This window comes from Leptolyngbya sp. CCNP1308 (assembly GCF_034932455.1).
Classification (GTDB): domain Bacteria; phylum Cyanobacteriota; class Cyanobacteriia; order Phormidesmidales; family Phormidesmidaceae; genus Nodosilinea.
Window position 1 is genome coordinate 81,315 of the sequence record NZ_JAYGIH010000001.1, and the last position, 22,710, is coordinate 104,024.

Genomic DNA, 22,710 nt, shown 5'->3' on the forward strand with positions numbered 1-22,710 from the left:
GCGTCAAACAACGGTTTTAACAGGGGAATAGGGTCGGGTTCGCGGCGTTGAGGTGGCCTCTACCAGGCTCAAGCCGTTGGCATTGACCCAAGCCGTCTGGCGACTGTCAGAAATCTGGCAAAGATAGGTTTCGCCCTCGTCGAGCAGCGTTTCGATCTTGTGCACAACCCAGTCTCGACTGCCCTGGTAGCAGACGCGATCGCCCACCATGGGCCGCCAGTTCGTCCGCTCGGTGGCGGGGTTCTGCATCAGCAGGTAATCTAGATCGCGCCATAGCTGCACCGCACTGCGCTGAATGAAGGGCCGCACCGCATCGGCCACCATGGCCAAAATTAGGGTGCCAACCACCATCAGCGGCAGCGAGAGCCAGTACCGGCCCAGGCTGTCGTGAACCCATAGGGTGATTGTGCGATCGATCACAAAGCCGTGGATCAAAAAGTAGCTGTAGCTGTGGGTGCCCAACTGCCCCATGGCCGCCGCCAGTGCCGGTATGTTGCTGAGCGATCGCAGCACCACCACGGCAACCATCACTAACCCAATGGGCAACAGCAGATCGCAGACCACCCAGCCCACTCGATAAAACTGCGCCACAAACCCCACGGCATAGACCAGCAGCCCCACCCAAACCAGCCGCTGAGACCGCCAAAACAAAGGGCCACGGTGCTGGCAGTAGGCCTCAGCCAGCGCCATGCCAACGACAAAGGTGCTCAGCTTGGCCAAAAACGAGACAAAGGGCAACCAGTCATTCGGCGTATCGAGCATCGAGTAGGTCAGGTGCCCGCCAAAGTGGTAGACCGCGCCATAGCGATAGAGCAGCGTGACGACTAAACTCACCACCAGCAGATTGCGGGTTCCCCAACGGTTCAACAGTTGCCAGAGAATGGGGGAAATGAGCGCAAAACTAATGATGAGGGGAATAAACCACCAGGGGCCGCTGGTCGCCAATAGCCGCTCGCCATCAAAACCAAACAGCAGCGGAAAGGTGGCCCCAGCAAAGGTGTCCCACGGCGACGGACGATAGCTGTTGGTGGCAACGCCAATCAGCCAAAGCACCGGGTAGGCCAGCCAAGCCACCGTCCAAAACGGCCACAGAATTCGCAGTAGGCGACCGCGAATAAACTCGCCACCGCTGATCGGGTGGGCTTTGTTGCGCAGCGATAACACCAAGACAAAGCCAGCCACTAAAACAAACAAATCGAGCGCCTGAAAGCCAAACCACACCGGCAGGGCGATCGCCGCCGCCAGCGCATTCTGGCCAAAATAAGTATTGGCCTCGACAAGGGCGGCCCAATTACTTTGCAGCCCAGTGGGTTGCGGGCTATAGGCATACCCCGTAAACAGCAGCTGAGCGTGATAGAGCAAAATACCAACTGCCGCCAATATTCGAATGCCCTCTAACCAACTCAGCCGAGGCTTTACAGGCTGAGGACGCATAGAATGGGGTTGAGCCATAGGTCAGCGATCTCAATAAATTTGGTCTCAAGGAACTCCGAAACCCGGCCTAGGCAACAGCTGCCAGACTGAATTAATCAGCGAATAACGCTACTCCCCTAGGCACGACCTGCGTAGAGGTTTTGCCCAAGGGCATCGGCATTAATTGAGAAAAACCTACCTATCCAGCAAGCAGCTGCCAGCGTGATATTCAGGTCAGAATACAGGCAATAAAAGTTGATGAAAATCAACCCTAGGTAATATTTGTCTGATTCAAAGCCGCTCATTCGACAATCTCTGGCACGACGTTTTTTGCCAAGATTTAGTTCCCCAGCGATCGCCCAGGGCAAGTAAAGAGTCCAGACTTGTTTTTTACTGCCCCAGAAAACAAACCCTGCCCAGGCTTTTCAAACCATCCCTCCATTGAGTACCGTGGCAGACGAAGGCACTGAGGGTGAAGCCATGGTCTACGCATTTCCGCCGGGGTTTCAGTGGGGAATCGCCACTTCGTCGTACCAGATTGAGGGTGCCGCCGACGAGCGCGGCCCCAGCGTGTGGGATGTCTTTAGCCAAACCCCAGGGCGCGTGCTGAATGGGGATACGGGGGCGATCGCCTGCGACCATTTTCATCGCTTCCGCGACGACATCGCCCTGATGTCCGAACTGGGGGTACGCCACTACCGCTTCAGCATCTCCTGGCCCCGCATCCTTCCCCAAGGGCGCGGCGCGGTGAACGATGCCGGGCTAGCCTTCTATAGCGAGCTGGTCGATACCCTGCTGGAGTTTGGCATTACCCCCCACGTCACCCTGTTTCACTGGGATAGTCCCCAGGCGCTTGAAGACGAGTATGGCTCGTGGCGCAGTCGGCAGATGGCGCTAGATTTTGCCGACTACGCGACGGTGGTGGTAAAGAAGCTGGGCGATCGCGTCACCCACTGGATGACCCTCAACGAAATCTTCTGCTTTACCCACATCGGCTACGGCGTCGGCCACGCCCCCGAAATGGCCCCCGGCACAGTGGTCAAAACCAGCAAAGAAGTCTGGCAGACCTCCCACCACGCCCTACTGGCCCACGGTCTGGGCTGTCAGGCCATTCGCGCCAGTTCACCCCAGCCCTGCCAGGTGGCGCTGGTCGATAACTACCTCGCCACTGTTCCCCTCACCGACACACCGGAGGATATCGCTGCCGCCCAGGCCGCCTTTCCCCTAGCGGGCACCAACGGCGGCATTCTCTACCCAGCCTTAACCGGGGAATATAGCCCCCAATTGCTGGCAGACCTGGGCGAAAATGCCCCCGACATGCTGCCCGGCGATCTATCCACCATTCACCAACCGCTCGATTCGCTCGGATTCAATGTCTACACCGGGGTCTATGTGCGGGCGGCTGACAATGCCAAGGGCTTTGAAATTTTGCCATTTCCCCAGGGCTACCCGCGCATGCACATGCCCTGGCTGCATGTCTTGCCCGATAGCCTCTATTGGGGCGTGCGCCACATCAGCGATACTCTCCAGCGCCCCGAGCTGCGCGTCTTTATCAGCGAAAACGGCTGCGCCGCCCAGGATGAACTCACGCCCGCTGGCGAGGTACTCGACCTCGATCGCATCCAATACCTACAGCAATATCTGCGATCGGCCCACCGCGCGGTGCAGGAGGGCTATCCGCTGATGGGCTATTTTCTCTGGAGCTTTTTGGATAACTTTGAATGGGCTTACGGGCGCGATCGCCGCTTTGGCATTACCTACGTAGACTTTGCTACCCAGCAGCGCATTCCCAAAGCCAGCTACCACTGGTACGCCCGCTGCGTTGAAGAAAATCGCGTAGTATAGCTCAAACGGTATCACGACTGACATCGCAAAGATTCTCGAATAAAAAAGTTTGGAGTTGCTGATTCTTAGGATGAATCTCTTTTCGAAACCTCAGTGCCTGTGGGGTTGCATAAATCCGTTCATCTTTTAATTCAGCAACACCGAAAGTTCTTCCCGATGCGCTAGCACAAGCTGTAAGAGTAGACAACTCCTATAACCAGATTGAACTCACGCTGGAAATCTAAGTGTGCAAGGCTATCTAGCAATTCCTCAAAAGACGCCTCTCAGACAAGGTTAAGCTTTTGGCTTCTTTCAGCTTGATTCAAGTCCAATTCGGCCATCTTTAGAGTTTTTAGGACTTTTAGTCAGCACTTAGCCTATCTACCCATATAGATGACCATGGACTTGATATTGACGCAGCAATGCTATATAGTACATGTGTACGACTTTCTGGAGTAGGTTGTCTTACTTTGCGGTAGTGCTAGTTCTCATGAAGGAGTCTATCGTTTATCGCTAGGGAAAACTTCTCCAGCGGTAGGTGATAATGCGCACTAACGACTCTGAATCCCGGAAAGTATTGCAGAGTATCAATTCTTTAAGAAATGAGATCATGCAGACGCGCCAGCAATACAAGAATCTTGTCAATAGCTTTTACAGCCAAAACCCTCCTTTCGGAAAGGCAAGGGAAAGAGGCAAAGAGAATTTCGCTCAAGAATTAGAGATATTCGTAGAAATCATTGCCCATTGCTTAGTAATAGGCGACTCTGACATTCTCTACTTATATGTTGTAAATCCTTTAAGAAAGACACCTGGAATCTTGTCAAGACATGACAAGATTGATATGTATATGAAAGCGATAAGAAAAAAATTTAATAGTACCAAGTCTGAAAGCGAGCGATTTTATCTAGCAAAGCTGGCAAAAGAGTTAAACATTATATATTGCAAGTCTTTAGCTAAAAAAACGTCAAGGTGATACACATTCAGTCTTTACAATAGGCAATATACACAAGACATCCGGCTTTGCTAATATTTGCTCGGCCCATGAGGTAATCGCCATAGCATGGGTTTCCTCCTGAAAGAGTCAATCCTCGTAAAATTCGTCTGCTGAATCATGCGCCCACGATTCTTTCCCAAGGAATATTGCTTCGGCGGCATCAATGTCCATATAGAGCCTTTCTACAAGGCTCTCGAGTTCATTTATATTACTTTTGTAACTTTCTTTTAGGTGCAATACATTTCTAATTGCCGCCATTTTTTTGCGGTCAAAATCTTGATCGAATATTTCTAGTTTATCAACTTCAACAGCAATAGAGTCAACGCCATAATAGAACTCAGCTAGATTTAACCTCAAGTTTTGAACCACATTGAAGATGTCTTGCCTACTATTTTCGAGTTGAGTCTGCCATTCTTCAATCGTCTTTAACTTTCCAAGTCTTTTAAGCAAGTCAGGCAAACTAGCGATAGTATAAAGTAGCGCTGCGAACACAAATACAGGGACAGCAATTACAAGTATAAGATAGAAAAACTCTTTTAACGTTATATTGCGGTTGCCAACAATGCCCACCAGCAGATCTAAGGACTTATCGAGCAAGACAGGCAAGAACACAAATATCAAAATTGAAAGAAATAAAGATGAAAGATTAGAAATCTTACTTTTTTGGGGTTTCATTTTGGGCGCTCTTAGTAATTGAAGCCTGAAATTCTAGTTATTCTTCCTTTTCTCTCTTTATGTAGTCCTGATAAAATTTTAAGATAAAGGCTATTTGAAACAAATCGTCTTGGGTAGATCTCTGGATTCTAGTCCTCATGGATAAAGCAGTATTTTTTGTGACCGAGATTTCTCTTGCTAAGCGACGCACAGACAGTCCAGATTCACTTGATTTTATTAGAGAAATAGCCTTAAACCATTTGGGAAGCTCTACATGAGATTTGTGAAATATGGTGCCTACAGTAACGCTATATGAGGTGTAGCAATAGTTGCAGTGATAACGACTCTCCTTATGTATTGGGGTTGATTTCCTTGAATTACAGTAAGGGCACTCTGGCTTGTTGCCCCATCTTATTAGCTCCAAGAAGGCTATACATTCCTCTTGAGTGAGCGCCATTTACACATTGTTAAGCCTTTTAACTCTTAGTAATTAAAAATTACCAAAGCGCTTACAACGCTGTTCGACTTCGCTAATTTCACTAAGTCTAGTGAGTGCAGGTTGATTTTGCAAGCAAGCTCCCTCCTACCCTCTAGCTCTGCCATCCGCGACTTCATTGACTGTTATGGTGACACTCCTCACAAAACTTGTCGATGGAGAGCTAATCAATTCTGTGAACCCCTAAGCAGCCAACGCTGACGCTGTGTGTGCTGGAAGGCGATCGCTATCAAAAGCAGGTGCTCTACAAGGGCGATCGATTGCAATCTGCTACCTTCCCAAGCCTAGACCTGCCTGCTGAGCAGATTTTTGCTGCTGGGCAATAGTCCTTTCTTAGGTGGCATCCGCTTAAAGCTACAAAGCCAGTCTTTGCTCGTAGTGCCGAGCACTGAATACCAGCAGACTCGTAGAATAAAAGCATCGTAGCGGGTGAAAGCGATGTCGGTTGCCATTACAGAGGCGATTACAACCTTGGCAGAGGCAGAGCAGCGGTTTCATCTGACCCGCACAGAAGATGAAACCTTCTTTTGGGAATCGAGCACTGACCTGCCCAACCTTAGTGACACCGAGAAAGCTGGACTAGGGGATATGCGGCGGCGCTACTTGTATCAGCGATCGCAAGGACACCTGCTTGAAAGCACGGGTTTATTGCTCTTTGCCTCTCCTCTGCTCACCCTGGCAGGGTTCTACGACCCACCTTTTACGGTAAAAGCAGAAGAATCGGTTCAGCTTACCCTACGAGACCCAGAAGAGGTTTTGCAAGGGCGACTTGATGTATTGGTCTTAAAAGACCAGTTTTGGGTCGTGGTGCTCGAATCAAAAAAGACGGCCATTTCGGTCTGGTCTGCTCTGCCCCAAACCCTGGCCTATTTGATGGCGAATCCCCACCCTGAGCAGCCCAGGTTTGCCCTCATGACCAACGGGGATGACTCAGTTTTTGTGAAGCTAGAGGCAACCCAGAGCGGACGATATAACCTATCAAGGGTTTTTGCGGCATTGACCTCCAATCAGGAACTTGAGGGAGTTCTACAGATCTTGAAACACCTCAGACAGGCGCTTCAATGAGACGTAATGAGACGTCGCCGCTTTATTTGCTATGCCAGCGCCAGTGCTCTTGCCACTTCCTACTAGCCCAGCCCAGCCGAGGATAAATTTCTCGTCAGCCCACCGCCCTTCACCCTGACTGCCGACCTGCCCAACGGCGATCGCTGCCCCAAGTTTGAACTCAACCGCCTCTGCTTTCTGGATTTAGGCGACGAGCCGATCCCCCATCCGTCGTATCTGGAAACGAACATTCCACCGTAATTTTTAAATTCGACTCGGCGGTGCCCTTGGTGATATAAGGCACCCCGGCCTCCCCCGCCACCTTGATGCCAAACTCTAGGGTGACTTTGTTGACGTTGGCCCCGGCCATGTGGCGAAAGGCGTCGAGGGTATAGACCGTGTAGGCGCGAATGGTGCCCTGCATAGCCTGAAAGCTTTTCACCACCTGCTCGCTGGCCCCCTTAGCGGTGCGGGTAGTCTCTTCGCTGTGGGGCCATGGGGCGGGCGGAGCGGAGGGGGGCATGGCGGGCGGGGCCATTGGGGGCATGGCCGCTGGGGGCGTCACTGTATCGGTCGCTTCGATGTAGATGACGGTGTTGTCATCGAGGGTGATAGGAACGAGTTGGGTCATGGGGATAGTTTTCGCTATGACATCGTCTTTGCAGCCAAGGCTAGCGCACCACATCCCGTGCCGATCATTACCGGAACCCATTATTCGATATCCCCTAGCAGGCTGAGCTGGCGAATGTTGGGGTCTGTAGCCGGAGCCTGGGGCTTTCGCCGCCGAGACTTTGGCGGCAGCACATTCACATGGGCCACAAACCAGGTGCGCAGGGCCGCCGCCTGGGCGGCATCCAGGTCAGCCAAAGGCAGCGCTGTGGGAAAGAGATCGGCGATCGCCCCCTCAGCCCAGGCCACCTCACCCCCATAGACCTCCACCCCAAAAGGCGTCAAATCCTTTGGCATCTGCGACAGGTGAGGCAGCAGGTTGCTGGCGTTGAGAAACTTTCCCCGCTGGGCTTCGAGCTGCTTCACCCGGCGCTGGCGAGCCGCCTTATAGTTCAAAATCGGGGCCGGGTAGCCCGAGAGTGTCGGCGGGCTGCCCAGCTGCGCGGCGGGCACATCCGCCAGTTCTGGCACCCAGCGCTTGATAAAAGCGCCCTCGGGATCGCAGCGATCGATCGCCACCTGGCCAGGGTTGTAAATGCGCGTCCAAGATTTATCGATGCAGTGGGTCACCCCCGACTGCATGGCCCACTGGTAATGGTCGATGGGGCAGTCACCGTCTATGAGATGACGCATAAAGTGCAGCGCCCCGTAGCGCCAGTCGATGCCGCCCAGGTTACTGAGAAAGCTGGCGTAGATGGCGCGGGTGCGAAAGTTCAGCGCCAGATAGCCCCCCGTAGTCTGCAAACAGCGGGCGGCGGCATCCACAATCGGGAAGCCGGTGTGGCCGGTCTGCCAGGCCCGGTAGAGGTCGGCGTCAAAGGCCCAGCCGTCGTCGTCAAAGGTGCGGTAGAGCGATCGCAGCTCCAGCTGCGGCAGATATCGAAACCGCTGGGTGAAGCCGTTGCCCCACCGCAGGCGCGAAATCAGCTGCTGGTGGCTGCGGCGCAGGCGGTTGTCGCCAAAATCGGGCGCGTTGCGGATGGTCTGCACGCATTCTCGCACTGAGATCACGCCAAATTTGATGTGGGGGCTGAGGCCCGTGGTGGCCTCGGCGCTGGGGTACGACAGCTGCCAGTAGTAGCGATCGGCTTTGTCGGTCAAAAAGCTTTGCAGCAGCGCACGGGCAGCGGCGGTGCTAGCGGCAGGAATCGGCTTTTCGTCGGTCTGATGACCCAAGGCGTCCAAGTCGGGCAGCGGATTGCTGGGAATCTCTGGGGGCACCAGCACCTGCTGGGGTGTAGACACCAGGGGTTGGCCCATCCCCCGATACCACAGCTCCCGATACTGCGGGTAGGGGATGAGGTCGGCGGCGCTGGCGACGGGCTCAAACCAGCGAATTTTCATGCCCTGCTGAGCGAGGGCCTGGTTGAGGCGAGCATCGCGCACGCGACCGTAGATGCGCTCGACATCGGTGTGGGCATAGATGCCGTCGGCGTCGGTTTCCTTCACAAGGTCTGGCAGCACTTGGACAGGATCGCCCGATCGCACAATCAGCCGCCCGCCCCGAGTCTTCAAATCCGCATCTAGGGCGTGCAGGGCGGCCAGCAAAAACGCCACCCGAGCCGAGCCGGTTTCGGGATGGTGCAGCAGGGCGCGATCGAACACAAACACCGGCACCACTAGCCCTCGCCCTGCCGCCCGCAGCAGTGGCTCATGGTCAGAAATGCGCAGATCGCGGCGAAACCAGACAACGGTTCTATTCACGGCGTTTCCGGCATAGGCACAACAGCTCCACAGAGCAGCACAGGGATTGAGGCGGTACTTCTCAAACCGTAACAAAAAACAACTGGCCGATCGGTTTGCTGAATAGTATTTCTGTACTATACTTGAGTTCATCAATTCCCCACGCTCTTGCGCTGCCCACGACTGCCCCTTTGGGAGCAATCCCCCGGTGGCCAATCTCCCTCTAGCCCAGGGGCCTCACTCCTGCCTAGAGGTTCTGCGCCCAAACGTCTTGGTGCTTTGCTTTGAGCAAGGTCGATAGGGCTAGCGTCTCTACTCTGGCCGCCCGGCAGCGTTGGGCATCCCCTGATTCCAAACGGTAGACAGCAAAGGTCAACGCCATGGTTCAACGTTCTTCATACCCTGTGTCGGCCCACTATCAGCCCCAGCCGCCTCAGCCCCAGCCGGTGCCGCCTCAACCGGTGAACCCTCGGTCGATGCCGCCGCGACAGGTGCAGCCCCATACCTACGCCCCTCGACCGGCCCGGCGGCCAGTTGCTGGAGCCTTCCCTGACCGACCTCAGCCCCGCCAGGTGTTGATCGGCGGCATGGCCGGGGGATCGATGCTCGCTCTGGCCGCCCTGCTAATTTCGCCCAACCTCGATCAGACCAAGGTGCAAGACGCCGAGGCGTTTACCTGCATTCGCCAAGAGCAGCCCAAGGCGGTCGTGTCTCGCGACCAGGTTAAAAAGCTGCTAGAAACCGATCTGCAAGCGCCCAAGGCCACGGTGCAGGAGTTTCTTCAAACCCCCTACTGCGTGCTGTCGCCGGGCAAAACCGAGGCCGGGCTACCCGCCGATCGCGAGGCCTACCCCCTGGAGTTTGACCCGCAAACCTGGCTGGTGGTGCTCTACGAGGGCGATCGCTATGCCGGCTACGATTTCCGCTTCCGCTAGGGCGCGCAGAATCCTTGGTTCGTTGCCAGAGTTCTTTGCTAGAGTGGCAGGGCAAATTGGCCCAACCCCTAGGGTGTCGCCTCGATGGTACTGCAATCTAAGCTGCTGCAAAAGAAACCTCCGCTGCTGTTGACCCTGGGTGCGGCCCTGCTCTTTATTGGCGGCGGCGCGCTGACCTTTTGGGCCACCTCCCGACGTGGACAGTTGGCCAAGACCTTGCCCGCCGGGGCCAACGCGATTCCGGCCAACGCTCTGGCGGTGGTGGCCCTAAGCAGCGATGAAGCCCAGTGGCGACGGCTGCGGCAGTTTGGTACCGAGACTACCCAGGCCCAGTTTGACCAGCTGCTGGTGCAGTGGCGCGACCGCCTGCTGGCCGAGCAAGACCTCAACTTTGCCCGCGACATTCAGCCCTGGGTTGGCCCGGAGATTACCCTGGCGGTGCTGCCCGTCGAGACCGGCCCGAGCGACCTGCCCCCGTCGCTGCCCGCCCCCGAGCTGGCCCTGGCCTCCAACCTGGTGGTGGTGATTCCCATTGCCGATGCCAACCGTGCCCAAGCCGACCTGGGCGATCGCCTGGGAAAAGCTGAGGCTGTAGAAGATGCCCCCTACCGCGGCGTCACCCTACAGCAGATCGACGGCGAGGCCGACACCCCCCTCTACGCCGCCGTGCTCGATGCCGAGACGGCGGTGCTCAGCCCCCAGCTGACCCTGCTCAAGCGGGCGATCGACACCTATAAAGGAGGCGAGTCGCTGGTCAACCGCCCCGAGGTGGGCAAAGCCTTTGAGCAAGTGACCGAAACCCAGCCCCTGGCGCGCTTTTATGTAGATGTGCCGGCCCTGGCCCAGACCGTAGCGGCCGCCGCCGATCCGCCCATTGCCCCCGACCGGCTGCGGGCCTTTCAGACCCCGCGTGGGCTAGTGGGGGCGATCGCCCTGCAAAGTCGCGGCGTAGCCCTAGAGGGCATTAGCTGGCTCGAACCCGGCTCCCAAACCTTTGCCACGGGCAACAACGCCGACCAAATGCCCCAGCGGCTGCCCACGGGCGCGCTGATCGCGGTATCAGGGGGCGACTTCCAGCAATTTTGGGAAGATTTTGAGGCGGGCGAGCAGCTCTCGGCCCTGCTGCCAGTGCAGGCCAATGATCTGGCCCTGGGGCTGCAAACTGCCACCGGCCTAAGCCTGCAAGAAAACCTGCTGCCCTGGATGGCCGGAGAATTTGCCCTGGGGGTGCTCAACCCGCCCCCCGCAGCGGGCGAAGACAATGCCCCGCCGCTGCCCAACCCGGCCCTGGTGCTAATGGTCAAAACCAACGATCGCGAGGCCGCCACCGCCACCTTTGAACAGCTCGATGCCGTGATGGAGAGCCGCTACCGCTTTGCGATCGAGACCACGGAGCTGGGCGGCGTACCCGTCACCCGCTGGACTTCCCCCTTCGACTCGCTGGTAATGGCCCACGGCTGGCTCGACGGCGACATTGCCTTTTTTACCCTGGGTCAGGGCATTGCCGAGCAGGTGGCCCCAGCCCCCAACCGCAGCCTGGGCGAAAATGCCCTCTTTCAGACCACCACCGGCAATGCACCCCGCCCCAACAATGGCCACTTTTTTATCAATTTAGAGGCTCTTACCGGGGTCGAAAACAACCTGCTGCTGCCGCCCCTGCCCCAGGATGGGTTGCTGAGTTCTGAAGCGATCGAGGCGATTGGGGTAACGGCGACGGTGCTCAGCGATCGCCAGGTGCGCTACGACATTACCGCCGCGCTGAAGCGGGGCGATCGCCCCGGCCCCCTACCCGGCGCAGGTTCAGAGGACTCTGAGCCCGCGCCGGAGGCCAGCCCAGAGCCCGCGCCCGAAGCTGATTCACCCGAAGCCGCTCCAGAGTAACGTTAGCCCTCAGCCGCCATCATTCCCCCTGCAAAAGTCGGTAGGATAGGGAAGATCCCTCATCGCTACCGCACCTATGGATTTGATTGCGCTCCAGGGCTGGCTCGACAATGCATCCTTTGCGGTGCTGTTTGCGGCAATGCTGCTCTACTGGTGTGGCGTGGCGTTTCCCAAGGCCAGCGTGCTGCCGTCGTTGGGCACCGCCGCCATGGCCGTGGGCAACCTCACCATCGCCGCCCTGCTCGGTGCCCGGTGGATCGAGGGGGGCTACTTCCCCATGAGCAACCTCTATGAGTCGCTGTTTGCCCTGGCCTGGGGCATTACCGCCATGCACCTGGTGGCCGAGCGCATGAGCCGCAGTTCTCTGGTTGGGGCCGTCACCGCACCCATTGCCATGGCCATCACCGCCTTTGCCACCCTGACGCTGCCCGGCACCATGCAGGGGTCTGAACCCCTGGTGCCCGCCCTCAAGTCGAACTGGCTGATGATGCACGTCAGCGTCATGCTGCTGAGCTACGCGGCGCTGCTGGTGGGGTCTCTGCTGGCGATCGCATTTCTACTCATCACTCGTGGCCAAGCGATAGAACTCAAAGGCAGCTCTGTGGGTACCGGCGGCTTTCGCAACGTCAAGCTGCGCCGGGCTGAGGATGACGCCGCCGAGGCCGCGGCGGTGATGACCAGGTCTGCCGGGGGTGCGGCGGTACTCGAAAAACCCGCTACCGTTACCCTTTCACCCCAGCGGCTGACCCTGGCCGACACCCTCGACAACATCAGCTACCGTATGATTGGTCTGGGCTTTCCGCTGCTCACCATTGGCATCATCGCCGGGGCGGTGTGGGCCAACGAAGCCTGGGGCTCCTACTGGAGCTGGGATCCTAAAGAAACCTGGGCGCTGATTACCTGGCTGGTGTTTGCCGCCTACCTCCACGCCCGCATCACCAAGGGCTGGCAGGGGCGTCGGCCCGCTATCCTCGCCGCCACGGGGTTTGTGGTCGTCTGGGTGTGCTACCTGGGCGTCAACATTCTTGGCAAGGGCCTGCACAGCTACGGCTGGTTTTTTTAGTATCGCCGCCCAGAGATGGAGCTATCGCTGTAACTTTTTAACCGCCTCGTGAATTCTGCACCAACGGTTCAAAGCATCGCCGAGCCGTTCTTTTATGCTTTTGGATCCTAATACTGCGGTGAAATAGGGTTCACGTTTGGCGCGGTTGTAGACTAGGCTGGGCAACTGAGGTTGTCAGAATGCTAAAACAACCCAGGGGCAAAATTGCCCTGTACTATCGTTGCGATCGCGTTCTTCTATGCCCACACCCAAACTGACGACTAGGTCTAGCCGTCCCCAACGGTGGATGCAGTTGCTCAGGTCGCTGCTGCTGGGGCTATTACTTACCCTAAGCTGGAATCTGTCTCCAGCGATGGCCCAAATTTCTAACCCCTTTAGCCCCGGCGGCAACAGCATCGTCCCTCCAGCTGGTGTAGAACGTATTGGCCTGCTCGAAACTACAACGGTTGCCCTCGACGGTACTCCTCTCTTCGACATTGCTTCCCCGGCAGTGTTTAACCGCAACGAATCGGGCGCTGAGGTGCCAGTCGAGGTGCGGGCGCGGCAAATCGAGACCAACCTCAATCAGGTGGTCAACCGCACCCTAGCGGTCATATACGACGATGAGACCGTCGATAGCTCATCCCTCGATATCAACATTGAAACCATCAGCGGCCAGCCGGTGCTGTTTGCCGTCGGCGCGGGCTTAGCCGAACCGAGAGTACTGCTCACCATTACCGACACCGACGCTCAGTACAATGGTGTCTCGCAAATCGACTTAGCCGAACGCTGGCAGGCCGTGTTGCGTGACTCGCTGCGGCAGTCAGTCGACAGCCGACTGCCCGAAGCTCGCCAGCGGCAGATTCGCCGCACCCTCTGGATTTTGCTAGCCAGTCTCGTGCTAACCCTAGGTCTAACCGGCATTTGGCGAGTGCTGGGCTGGCGCAAACGCAATCTTGAGCAAAAGCAAACTGCCCAAGATAACCTCCCCATTCCCCCTGGAGCCGATGTCCCCGAGCAGCAGCTCTTGCAGGTATTCAGCTACCAGCTCACCCTGGCTCAGCGGCTTCAGGTGGTGGCCTTTTTGCGCTGGCTGATGTTTTGGGGCATCGCCTTTGTGTGGATTACGGGCATCGCCAGCGGACTCTACATTTTTCCGCAGACCCGCAGCTATGCCTTTGGGCTGTTCTCAATCCCGGTGCTGCTGCTGCTGACCTGGTTTTTTGCTGGGCTGCTCAACCGGTTGGCCAATCTGGGCATTGAGCGCATAGCCCAGGCCTGGAACAAAAACGAGCTGGGCGACCTGGACGATATTCAGCGCAAGACCATGCGCATTTCGACCATTACCGGTGCCCTCAAGGGGCTCAAGACCACCGTTATTTACGCCCTGGCCACCCTGCTAGTACTGCAAACCCTAAGAGTTGCCCCGGCATCTCTGCTGGCCTTTGGAGCGGTAGCCGCCTTGGCCCTTTCCTTTGCCGCCCAGAGCTTGGTTAAAGATCTGGTCAACGGCTTTCTAATCTTACTGGAAGACCAGTATGCCATTGGCGATCTGGTCAGCACCGGCACCACCACCGGCATTGTCGAAAATCTCAACCTGCGCATTACCCAAATTCGCGGCGAAGATGGCCGCCTGGTGACCCTGCCCAACAGCCTCATCGCCCAGGTCGAAAACCTCAGCCGCAGCTGGTCGCGGGCCAACATTCTCATCGACGTGGCCTACGGCACCAATGTCGATGAAGCCCTCTGGGTGGTGCACGAAACCGCCCATGCCCTGGCCAGCGATCCCGAGTGGCGCTACGCCATTCTCAACCCGGTCGAAATGCTGGGGGTCGAAGGCATGACCCACGCAGGCCTCACCATTTTGCTCTGGATTCGCACCCGGCCCCTCAAGCAGTTTTTGGTGGCCCGCGAATTTCGCCGCCGCCTGCGTATCGCTTTCGATCAGGCGGGTATTGCCATCGGGGTACCGCAACAGGCATTTTCTGGCCTAGACAACCTAGACAACGGCGAAGATATCCGTGGCCATAACAATAGTGCCGCCCACGCCAACGCAAAAAGCGGGGCTGTTGAGCCCCGCTAATGGTTGCACAGTCTTATGGGTCTGGGGGTTAAGACGAATTCCTATTCCCGAAGATGTCGTCAGCGCACCGCCTATATCGTTTCCACCCCAGCAGTATTTACTTCAGCTTCTGCTTGATGAAGGCTAGCATCTTGCCGAGCTGGCCTTTGAGCTGGGCCACCTCGCCTTGCAGCTGGGTCACCTGAGCCTGGAGAGCCTGGAATTCGGCAGCGCTCACATCGCTGCCGCCACCGCTGGGTGACGCGACGGCGGGGACAGCGACAGGGGCCGTCATGGTTGTGCGACGGGGTTTGCGGGCCTTGACCATCGACGCTTTGATGGCTTCGATCAGTTCTTTTTGCTCGAAGGGCTTTTGAATAAACTCGAAGTACTCGAAGGGCTCGGTAATTTTTTCGGTAACTTCTTCTTTACGGCCCGACATCAGCACCAGGGGAATGTTCTGGAGATCTGGGTTGGCCTGAATTTCTTGAAAAACTTCCCAGCCGCTCATGCGGGGCAGCAAGAAGTCGAGCATGATCAGGTTGGGTCGCTGGCTGCGAATGGCATCCATGCCTTCTACACCATCTTGGGCTTCAATGACTTCAAAATTGCCCTGGGGAAGCATGTCGCGCACCCGCATGCGAATCACCCGGCTATCATCGATGACCAAAATCCTATGATTTGCCACAGTTGATTCCTCTCGCGGTGTCGAAGGCCATGGTAGGCGGTGCCATTAAGTATAGTTCAGGTTTCCGGAAAGTCTGTGCTGGGGCTGAAGAATACAGCTACAGCTAGGTGTGGGGTTTTTAATCGCCCCGCCACCGCCAGCCAGCTTCGGCTCAGAACTGGCTACAGTATGCCCCCGCTAGGGCTACAAACTGACAGCTTTGCCCAGAAATGTCCAGCTAAGTTCAGCCGATCGAAACCTATGGGGAAATCTCTGGGGCGAGCAGCAGATGGGCTGCCTGTTTCACCTGGTCAAAGGGGCTGGGGCTGGGGGCTAGAGCGGGCAGCCGCACTATGCACTGGTGCGGAAACAGCTCAGCGGGTAGGTCGCTGTTGGGCTGATAGCGGTTGTGGACGATGTAGCGCTGGGCAATGCCGCGATCGCCCAGGGTGTGGTTTAGCCGACTGGCCTCGGCCAAAATCGCTGACTGATTTTGCACGACGCCGATAAACTCGGTGTGCTGGGGGTCTTTGAGCTTGTCCTGGGCCGCCAGCACGCGCTGGCGCAGGGTGCGTAGGCGACCCATGAACTCCACCCGGCCCACCACGTCTTTGTACTTAATCCAGAGCTTAAAGATCCACCCCAGCCAGTCGCCCAGGGCGGTGGGCATCTCTAGAAACCGCAGCAGGTGGCCGGTGGGGGCGGTGTCGAGCACAATCAGCTGCTGCTCATTGCGCTCCAGCAGATCCATCACGGTAATCAGTGAGAGCATTTCGTCGATGCCGGGCAAAGCCTGGGCGACGATCTGCCGCCAGGCGGCAGGGCCGTAGGCCATCTGAATGCCGCTGGCAATATCGCCATCCCCCGCCATCATGTCGGCCAGTTCCCACAGGTAGTCGGTGCGGAACTGGTCGAGCACCATATCGGCGCTGACCTCCTGGGCCTGGAGGTTGGGCCGCAGCAGGGTGGGTTCGTGGCCAAGGGGCTGGCCAAAGGCGTCGCCTAGGGAATGGGCCGGGTCGATGGACATCACCCGCAGGTTGGCCTCAGGGTGGCGCTCGGCCAGCCCCCAGCTCAGCGCCGCCGACACGGTGGTTTTGCCCACGCCACCCTTGCCACCCACCACAATCAGTCGTCGTCCCGCCGCTACCAAATCTTCTATGCCGGGGGAAATTGGCTGCGGCCAGGCGAGTAAAGGGGAGAGTTCGGCGGCAGGATCGGCCAGCGTCTGCGCTGAGGTTAGGGGCATGAGCTGGGGCATGAGGGCATCGAGGGCGACACCACCCAGGGGTTCCTGGGTTTGGGCCGGTACCCACAGCACCGGCTGCCCTTGGGCGATCGCCCCAAACTCGGCCAGCACCCGGCGGTGAGTATCGTCGATATGGCCTGATTCCTCAAGTACACGGTTGATCACTAGGCCCCCCAGGGGGACTCCCAACCGTCCTAGGGCGGTGATGAAGCGATCGCTCTCGGCCCAGCTCATCGGTTCAGGAATGCCAATTACCCAGCAGGCCTCACGATCGCGGTCTTGAATCAGCGCCCGCCCCTGCTCTAGGTCGTGGCGCATGTCGGCGATGAATTGGTCGGCATGATCGGGGGTGTAGCGACCCGCTAGGGTTTCGGTCAGGGTGCGGTGCTTTTGCTGAAACTGGCCCAGCGCCTCTAGCAGGGTATCGAGAAAATCCATCAGGGCAAACAGACTGAGGGTGTGGCCGCTGGGGGCCATATCGACAACAACGCGATCGGCTTCGCGATCGCGCAAAATCCGCTGAATTTCCAGCAGGGCCATCAGCTCATCCAGCCCCGGCCAGCCCATGTCCCACACGGGGCTGAGATCATCGCCCTCCACAAAGCTGCCCCGCTCAACCAGCAGCTCTAGCACCGCGCCATAGTCGGCCCGAAACTGTTCTAGCAGCAGCGCTGCATCCAGGGCGCGCACCTGCACGTTGGGCCGATCGGGCAAGGGGGTGGGCGTGTTGTCTACCGTCAGTTGCAGCACATCCCCCAGGGAATGAGCCGGGTCGGTGGAGAGCAGCAGCACCGTTTCATTGGGGTGCTGCTGGGCTAGCTGCCGCGCAAATCCGCAGGAAAGCGTAGTTTTGCCCACGCCGCCCTTGCCGCTAACCATAAACAATTGATGGGGCGATGATGTCAGCATTAGCCAACCTTACAGACTGCTGAAGCTAGAGTGCCCGCCGTACTTGTACAACGCCTGCCCCACTACGAAACTTAATTGCCAAGCTCGGGGCAGCTCTGTAGGTCCAATTACTCTGATTAAGACAGACACCCAGGTCTGTCCCTACCCATCCACCCATCTCCATCGATGCCTAGCGCACCGGATTTTCAGGCCCTCGCCCTCGGTAGGCATCAATAAAAGTAGCGGCAGCTTCGGGTTCAAACTCCGGCAGCTGTAGTTTGTGGGTCCAGGCAGTGAGTACGACTTCTTCGCCTAACCCGGCCTTAGGCACCACCACTAGTCCATCCCAAAGGCCTGGAAAGTCGCTAGCCCAGGCCGTGAGCGTGTCCATCGCGGCCTGGCCAGGCTGGTCAACATAGATCACGATGTTGCCGTGCTCAATAGAGTGCACCAGTTCTTCTAGCCGCTGCTCTTGGGCGTAGACCCCCGGCAAAACAGGATTGGGGTCGTGGGGGCCAGAGGTGGGGAAGTCGCTGTCGTAGTTGACGGCCTGACCAGGGTTAACGTGGGCCTGCCCCTGGTCGGGGAAGGTTTCGATCGCCGCCATCGCCGCTTCGCCAACGGTGGTATTGGGCTCAAAGGCCACCGACTGGGGACGGTTGCGGTACCACAGCCCGCCAATCAGGGCGACCATGAGCGCTGCAATGCCCACCGGGCCAAGTATCACCGACAGAGTGCTAGAAGAAGTACGGCGGCGCTTAGATCGTGCAGTCCGAGTCATAATCCCAATAAAAACTATCAACAGACGTCTCGTTGACTAGTGTAGCGGCGGCAGGCAGTGGGTGGATTAGGGCTTACGACTCGGTTCCAGGGGCATGATTAACCGTTTTCGAAGGGGTGAGGGGCAGGGGAAGCCTTGACCCTCTAGGGGGCTAGAGAGTTTAGGATGGGGATGTCGATATCAGAGGCTGACGATGGCTGTAGCAACCCGGCTAAAAATTGGTGATGTCGCTAAGCAAACCGGTATTGCGGTAGGGGCACTGCGCTATTACGAAAGTCTAGGCCTGCTAGACTCTGAGCGCGGCGACAACGGCTATCGCTACTATTTGCCTGCGGCGGTGCACCAAGTGCAATTTATTAAGAAGGCTCAGGCTTTGGGTTTCTCCCTAGAAGAAGTGGGCGACGTGCTCAACGTGCACAACCAAGGGGATCTGCCCTGTGAGTTCGTGCGATCGCTCCTCCAAGGCAAAATTCAGCAGCTAGAAGCCCAAATTCAGCAAATGATGGCGTTTAAGGCCGATTTAGAGGAGTATCGCGATCGCTGGGCCGAGTCGCAGCCGCGCCCGCAGCCGGGGGATATTTGCCCCCTGATTGAAACGGTACCGCTGACGGCGTAGCCCCCTATCCGCAACCTATGTTCACCCCTGCCGATGGGGTTTGATGCTGTGAGCTAAGATGAAAAACTAGATCAATCCTGGGTTTCTGGGATGCGATCGAGATAGATTCGGTTCTCACTGGCGGTTTAGGCGCAGCATTTTGGCCATGGAAAGGATTGTAGTCGGGCTCTCCGGCGGCGTAGATAGTTCGGTAGCGGCAGCGACCCTGCACCAGCAGGGGTACGACGTGGTGGGCCTCACCCTGTGGCTGATGAAGGGCAAGGGCCAGTGCTGTTCTGAGGGCATGGTCGATGCGGCCAAGCTCTGTGAAGACCTGGGCATTGAGTACCACGTGGTGGATAGCCGCGAGGTGTTTGAGCGCGAAATTATCAACTATTTAGTAGAAGGCTACGGCAGCGGCATTACGCCCCTGCCCTGCTCGCAGTGCAACCGGGCGGTCAAGTTTGGGCCGATGTTGCAGTATGCGCGGGAGGAATTGGGGTGCGATCGCATTGCCACTGGCCACTACGCCCGCATCACCCAAAATGCTGAGACAGGCCGCTATGAACTCCTGCGGGCCGTAGACCCGGCCAAAGATCAGTCCTACTTTCTCTACGACCTCACCCAGGATTTGCTGGCCGCCTGCGACTTCCCTTTGGGCCACCAAACTAAGGTTGAGACCCGCCGCATCGCCGCCGAACTGGGGTTACACACCGCCGAGAAACCCGACAGCCAAGACCTTTGCCTGATCGAGCACCACGGCTCAATGCAGACCTTTTTGGATAAATACCTGGCCCCTAAACCGGGCGACATTGTCGATACCGAAGGCCGCATTCTGGGTCAGCACACGGGCATTCACCACTACACCATTGGCCAGCGCAAAGGTCTGGGCATTGCCGCTGCCAACCCGCTCTACGTGGTGGGCTTTGATATGGGCAAAAACCACGTCATTGTGGCCGATCGTAGCGATGCCCACCTGCCCGACTGCACCGTGCAGCGGGTGAACTGGGTCGCGATCGCCGCCCCCCAGGAACCTATGAAGGTCTCTGTACAGATTCGCTACCGCAGTGAGGCGGTGGGGGCGACACTAGTTCCCCTACCGGCGTTCGATGGCACCGGCGATCGGGTGCGAATTGTGTTTGACGAGCCTCAGTTTGGTGTGACCCCAGGCCAGGCGGCGGTGTGGTACGACGGCGATCGAGTCCTCGGCGGCGGGCTGATTGAGGCGGCGGCTGTACCTGAGGTGGCTGCAACGGCCTCTGATGCCCATTTTTTGAGTCGTTAAGCGATCGCCATGGCAGATATTACCAAAGACCAGCAACACCCCCAGTACAAGACCGATCGCCAGGTAGTGAACCAGCTTTTGGCGGGCGAAGCCAACGACTTCAACCTGGTTGAACTGGCCCGGCTGATGACCCGCTACGAGGGTTTCCCCGGTGCCCGGGACATTCAGACCGATCTCAAAAAAGCCCTTACCCGCTGGCAGCTCACCGAGGCCGAACTGTTTGAAAAAACCCGCGCTATCCACCAGCAGGGCGAGGTCTATAAAGGGTTAGGCCGAGGCCGCGAAGACTGGAGCTGATCAGTCATCGGGCATTCTTACCCTTCTCGGAGCCTTGGCACAATTAGGGAAAGCGGAGCAACCCTATGACCCCCTCCACCGCAACAGCCCCACTCAGTTTTGAAGACTACATTGCCTATGATGACGGCACTGAAAATCGCTATGAGCTGGTGGATGGAGAACTGGTCGAAATGTCGCCGCCAATAATGGAGCATTTTTTAATTGCTAAGTTTTTAGAACAAGCACTAGATATCGAAATTAAGCGGCTTCAGCATCCCTGGCTATGTTTTCGTGAGTCAGGCGTGAGAACTGGCTTGCGAAAGTCGAGGATCACGGATGTGTCGATGGTCACACTCGATCAGGCGCAAGAACTTAAAGGCAGATCAGTTGTTTTTGCGACGTCTCCCTTACTGGTAATAGAAGTCGTTAGCCCCGACTCCATTACCCGCGCCTACCGTTATAAGCGGACAGAATACGCGGCCCTGGAAATTCCCGAATACTGGATTGTGGATCCGATGGAGTCGAAGGTTACGGTACTGACCTTCAATGAGGGACTCTACGACGAAACCGTATTTTTAGGGGATCAGCCCTTGGTGTCGCCGACATTTCCTGAGCTGTCGCTCACCGTGGAGCAGATTTTAGCCGCGGGCAATCTGTCCTAAGGGCACGAAGGATATACTACTCAGCTATGAGTATTCCTAAGTCAAACCGAGGTGCAGTGGCAGCGGGCCATGCCCTCACCGCCGAAGCTGGGGCCGAGATGCTGCGCCAGGGCGGCAATGCCTTTGATGCCGCGATCGCCGCTGCCTTCACCGCCTGCGTGGTGGAATCGTCGTTGACCTCCCTGGCGGGGGGCGGCTTTTTGCTGGCCCACACGGCGGCTGGTGAAAACCGACTGTTCGACTTTTTTTGCCAAACGCCCCGATCGAAAGAAATTGGGCGATCGCCCGATTTCTACCCCATCCACGCCAACTTTGGCGACACCACCCAGGAGTTTCACATTGGCCTGGGGTCGATGGCGGTGCCGGGGGCGATCGCCGGGCTGCTTCACGTTCATCAAAAGCTGGGACGATTGCCCCTAGAGCAGGTGGTGGCCCCGGCCCAGCACTGGGCTACTCAAGGCTTTGAGGTCGATGCCTTTCGCGCCTACAGCTTTGAGATTCTCGCGCCTATTCTCACCGCTACCGCTGCGGCGAGGGCAATCTATGCGCCGCAGGGCGACTTGCTAACCCAGGGCGATCGCCTCTACCTACCCGATTTTGCTGCATTTTTAGACGACCTAGTGCGCCAGGGAGCCGACCTGTTTTACCGGGGAGATCTGGCCCATGCGATCGCCCAAGACTGCCAGGCCCACGGCGGCTACCTCACCCTGGAAGATCTGAAAACCTACCAGGTTGTTGAGCGCGAACCGCTGGCGGTGCCCTACGGCAGCGCCACTCTGATTACCAACCCGCCCCCCAGCTCTGGCGGCACATTGATTGCTTTTGCCCTGCACCTGTTGGCCCAGGTATCCCCGGCCCTAACTGATCACAGCAGCCCTCGCCATGTAGCCGTCTTGAGAGCGGTCATGGGCCTCACCAACTCAGCCCGCCAAAAAGGGTACGACGATCACCTCTACCGCTCCGATATTGCCAAGGAATTTCTCGGCTCTACCCACCTCGCCCCTTACCTGGCCGAGCTGCAAGCGTCCCTTAGCCAGGGGGGCAACAAGTGGGGCAGCACCACCCACATCAGCGTGGTCGATGGCGAGGGCAACGCCGCCAGCCTTACCACCTCCAATGGCGAAGGCTCTGCCTATATCATCCCCGGCACCGGCATCATGATGAACAACATGCTGGGCGAAGAAGACCTCAGCCCCCAGGGCTTTCACCAGTGGCCACCCAATCAGCGCATGTCGTCGATGATGGCCCCCACCATCGTGCTCAAAGACGGCAAACCCCACGTCGTGCTGGGTTCGGGCGGGTCTAACCGCATTCGCACCGCCATTTTGCAGGTGGTGTCAAACGTGCTCGACTTTGGCATGGATATTGAAACTGCCGTCAATGCGCCCCGGCTCCACTGGGAACGGGGGGCGCTGCATCTAGAACCCGGCTATGAGCAGGCGGCGATCGCTGCCCAGGGCATTACCGGCGATGATGTTTGCACCTGGTGGCAGGCCCGCAACATGTTTTTTGGCGGCGTCCACGCGGTGGCCGTTGGCTCCGATGGCACTCTCTCGAGCGTGGGCGATAGCCGCCGAGGCGGAGCCTGGGTCGTGGTCGATTAGCAGGTA

At 57.6% G+C, this 22,710-nt stretch carries 21 protein-coding genes; 12 read left to right on the plus strand and 9 right to left on the minus strand.

Annotated elements, in window-relative coordinates; translation table 11 throughout:
• Nucleotides 1-3: 3 nt before the first annotated feature.
• The gene (locus VB780_RS00335; protein ID WP_323349144.1) at nt 4-1,452 is read right to left on the minus strand and encodes an acyltransferase; all 1,449 of its coding nucleotides are present in this window, start codon (nt 1,450-1,452) and stop codon (nt 4-6) included.
• A gap of 98 nt (nt 1,453-1,550) precedes the next feature.
• A complete protein-coding gene (locus tag VB780_RS00340) occupies nt 1,551-1,781 on the minus strand; it encodes a hypothetical protein (RefSeq protein WP_323349145.1) in 231 nt (76 codons plus the stop codon).
• 112 nt (nt 1,782-1,893) lie between these two features.
• On the opposite strand from VB780_RS00340, the gene VB780_RS00345 reads away from it, so the two are divergent.
• The gene (locus VB780_RS00345) at nt 1,894-3,258 is read left to right on the plus strand and encodes a GH1 family beta-glucosidase (protein ID WP_323349146.1); all 1,365 of its coding nucleotides are present in this window, start codon (nt 1,894-1,896) and stop codon (nt 3,256-3,258) included.
• Nucleotides 3,259-3,781: 523 nt separating this feature from the next.
• On the plus strand, nt 3,782-4,210 hold the full coding sequence (locus tag VB780_RS00350; protein ID WP_323349147.1) for a hypothetical protein: 429 nt from the start codon (nt 3,782-3,784) through the stop codon (nt 4,208-4,210).
• Between the two features lie 108 nt (nt 4,211-4,318).
• Here the strand turns inward: VB780_RS00350 and VB780_RS00355 are convergent, their stop codons facing one another.
• Both VB780_RS00355 and VB780_RS31285 read right to left on the minus strand, forming a co-directional pair.
• Complete coding sequence (locus VB780_RS00355) at nt 4,319-4,906, minus strand: hypothetical protein (RefSeq protein WP_323349148.1); 588 nt, start codon at nt 4,904-4,906, stop codon at nt 4,319-4,321.
• A 37-nt stretch (nt 4,907-4,943) separates the two neighbouring features.
• Nucleotides 4,944-5,342 carry a transposase gene (locus tag VB780_RS31285; protein ID WP_416349192.1) on the minus strand — a complete coding sequence of 133 codons (399 nt, stop codon included), beginning with the start codon at nt 5,340-5,342 and terminating at the stop codon, nt 4,944-4,946.
• A 477-nt stretch (nt 5,343-5,819) separates the two neighbouring features.
• On the opposite strand from VB780_RS31285, the gene VB780_RS00360 reads away from it, so the two are divergent.
• Nucleotides 5,820-6,446: a type I restriction endonuclease subunit R gene (locus tag VB780_RS00360; RefSeq protein ID WP_323349149.1), complete on the plus strand. Its 627-nt coding sequence runs from the start codon at nt 5,820-5,822 to the stop codon at nt 6,444-6,446.
• A 160-nt stretch (nt 6,447-6,606) separates the two neighbouring features.
• On the opposite strand, the gene VB780_RS00365 is transcribed toward VB780_RS00360, so the two are convergent.
• Together VB780_RS00365 and VB780_RS00370 are read right to left on the minus strand one after the other, a co-directional pair.
• The gene (locus VB780_RS00365) at nt 6,607-7,056 is read right to left on the minus strand and encodes a CU044_2847 family protein (RefSeq protein ID WP_323349150.1); all 450 of its coding nucleotides are present in this window, start codon (nt 7,054-7,056) and stop codon (nt 6,607-6,609) included.
• Between the two features lie 80 nt (nt 7,057-7,136).
• Nucleotides 7,137-8,798 carry an FAD-binding domain-containing protein gene (locus tag VB780_RS00370; protein ID WP_323349151.1) on the minus strand — a complete coding sequence of 554 codons (1,662 nt, stop codon included), beginning with the start codon at nt 8,796-8,798 and terminating at the stop codon, nt 7,137-7,139.
• A 359-nt stretch (nt 8,799-9,157) separates the two neighbouring features.
• On the opposite strand from VB780_RS00370, the gene VB780_RS00375 reads away from it, so the two are divergent.
• The 4 genes from VB780_RS00375 to VB780_RS00390 all read left to right on the plus strand — a co-directional run bounded on the left by VB780_RS00375 (nt 9,158) and on the right by VB780_RS00390 (nt 14,718).
• Nucleotides 9,158-9,712: a hypothetical protein gene (locus VB780_RS00375; protein ID WP_323349152.1), complete on the plus strand. Its 555-nt coding sequence runs from the start codon at nt 9,158-9,160 to the stop codon at nt 9,710-9,712.
• 84 nt (nt 9,713-9,796) lie between these two features.
• Nucleotides 9,797-11,593: a DUF3352 domain-containing protein gene (locus tag VB780_RS00380; RefSeq protein WP_323349153.1), complete on the plus strand. Its 1,797-nt coding sequence runs from the start codon at nt 9,797-9,799 to the stop codon at nt 11,591-11,593.
• A gap of 76 nt (nt 11,594-11,669) precedes the next feature.
• A complete protein-coding gene (gene ccsB / locus VB780_RS00385) occupies nt 11,670-12,656 on the plus strand; it encodes a c-type cytochrome biogenesis protein CcsB (protein WP_323349154.1) in 987 nt (328 codons plus the stop codon).
• Nucleotides 12,657-12,894: 238 nt separating this feature from the next.
• Nucleotides 12,895-14,718, plus strand: coding sequence for a mechanosensitive ion channel family protein (locus VB780_RS00390; RefSeq protein ID WP_323349155.1), 1,824 nt, complete (start codon nt 12,895-12,897; stop codon nt 14,716-14,718).
• 97 nt (nt 14,719-14,815) lie between these two features.
• On the opposite strand, the gene VB780_RS00395 is transcribed toward VB780_RS00390, so the two are convergent.
• The 3 genes from VB780_RS00395 to VB780_RS00405 form a co-directional block, all read right to left on the minus strand.
• On the minus strand, nt 14,816-15,385 hold the full coding sequence (locus VB780_RS00395) for a response regulator (protein WP_323349156.1): 570 nt from the start codon (nt 15,383-15,385) through the stop codon (nt 14,816-14,818).
• 238 nt (nt 15,386-15,623) lie between these two features.
• Nucleotides 15,624-17,522, minus strand: coding sequence for an ArsA family ATPase (locus VB780_RS00400; protein ID WP_323349157.1), 1,899 nt, complete (start codon nt 17,520-17,522; stop codon nt 15,624-15,626).
• A 169-nt stretch (nt 17,523-17,691) separates the two neighbouring features.
• Nucleotides 17,692-18,282 carry a DUF3105 domain-containing protein gene (locus tag VB780_RS00405; RefSeq protein ID WP_323349158.1) on the minus strand — a complete coding sequence of 197 codons (591 nt, stop codon included), beginning with the start codon at nt 18,280-18,282 and terminating at the stop codon, nt 17,692-17,694.
• A gap of 193 nt (nt 18,283-18,475) precedes the next feature.
• Here VB780_RS00405 and VB780_RS00410 point away from each other — a divergent pair, with 193 nt between their 5' ends.
• From VB780_RS00410 to ggt, 5 genes are all read left to right on the plus strand, one after another.
• Nucleotides 18,476-18,898, plus strand: a complete 423-nt coding sequence (locus tag VB780_RS00410) for a heavy metal-responsive transcriptional regulator (protein WP_323349159.1) — start codon at nt 18,476-18,478, stop codon at nt 18,896-18,898.
• A gap of 145 nt (nt 18,899-19,043) precedes the next feature.
• Nucleotides 19,044-20,162 (plus strand): tRNA 2-thiouridine(34) synthase MnmA, encoded by a 1,119-nt coding sequence (mnmA, locus tag VB780_RS00415; protein WP_323349160.1) that lies wholly within the window; start codon nt 19,044-19,046, stop codon nt 20,160-20,162.
• Between the two features lie 9 nt (nt 20,163-20,171).
• Nucleotides 20,172-20,459, plus strand: a complete 288-nt coding sequence (locus VB780_RS00420) for a DUF3288 family protein (RefSeq protein WP_323349161.1) — start codon at nt 20,172-20,174, stop codon at nt 20,457-20,459.
• A gap of 65 nt (nt 20,460-20,524) precedes the next feature.
• The gene (locus VB780_RS00425; protein ID WP_323349162.1) at nt 20,525-21,100 is read left to right on the plus strand and encodes a Uma2 family endonuclease; all 576 of its coding nucleotides are present in this window, start codon (nt 20,525-20,527) and stop codon (nt 21,098-21,100) included.
• A 26-nt stretch (nt 21,101-21,126) separates the two neighbouring features.
• Nucleotides 21,127-22,704, plus strand: a complete 1,578-nt coding sequence (gene ggt / locus VB780_RS00430) for a gamma-glutamyltransferase (RefSeq protein ID WP_323349163.1) — start codon at nt 21,127-21,129, stop codon at nt 22,702-22,704.
• Nucleotides 22,705-22,710 lie beyond the last annotated feature (6 nt).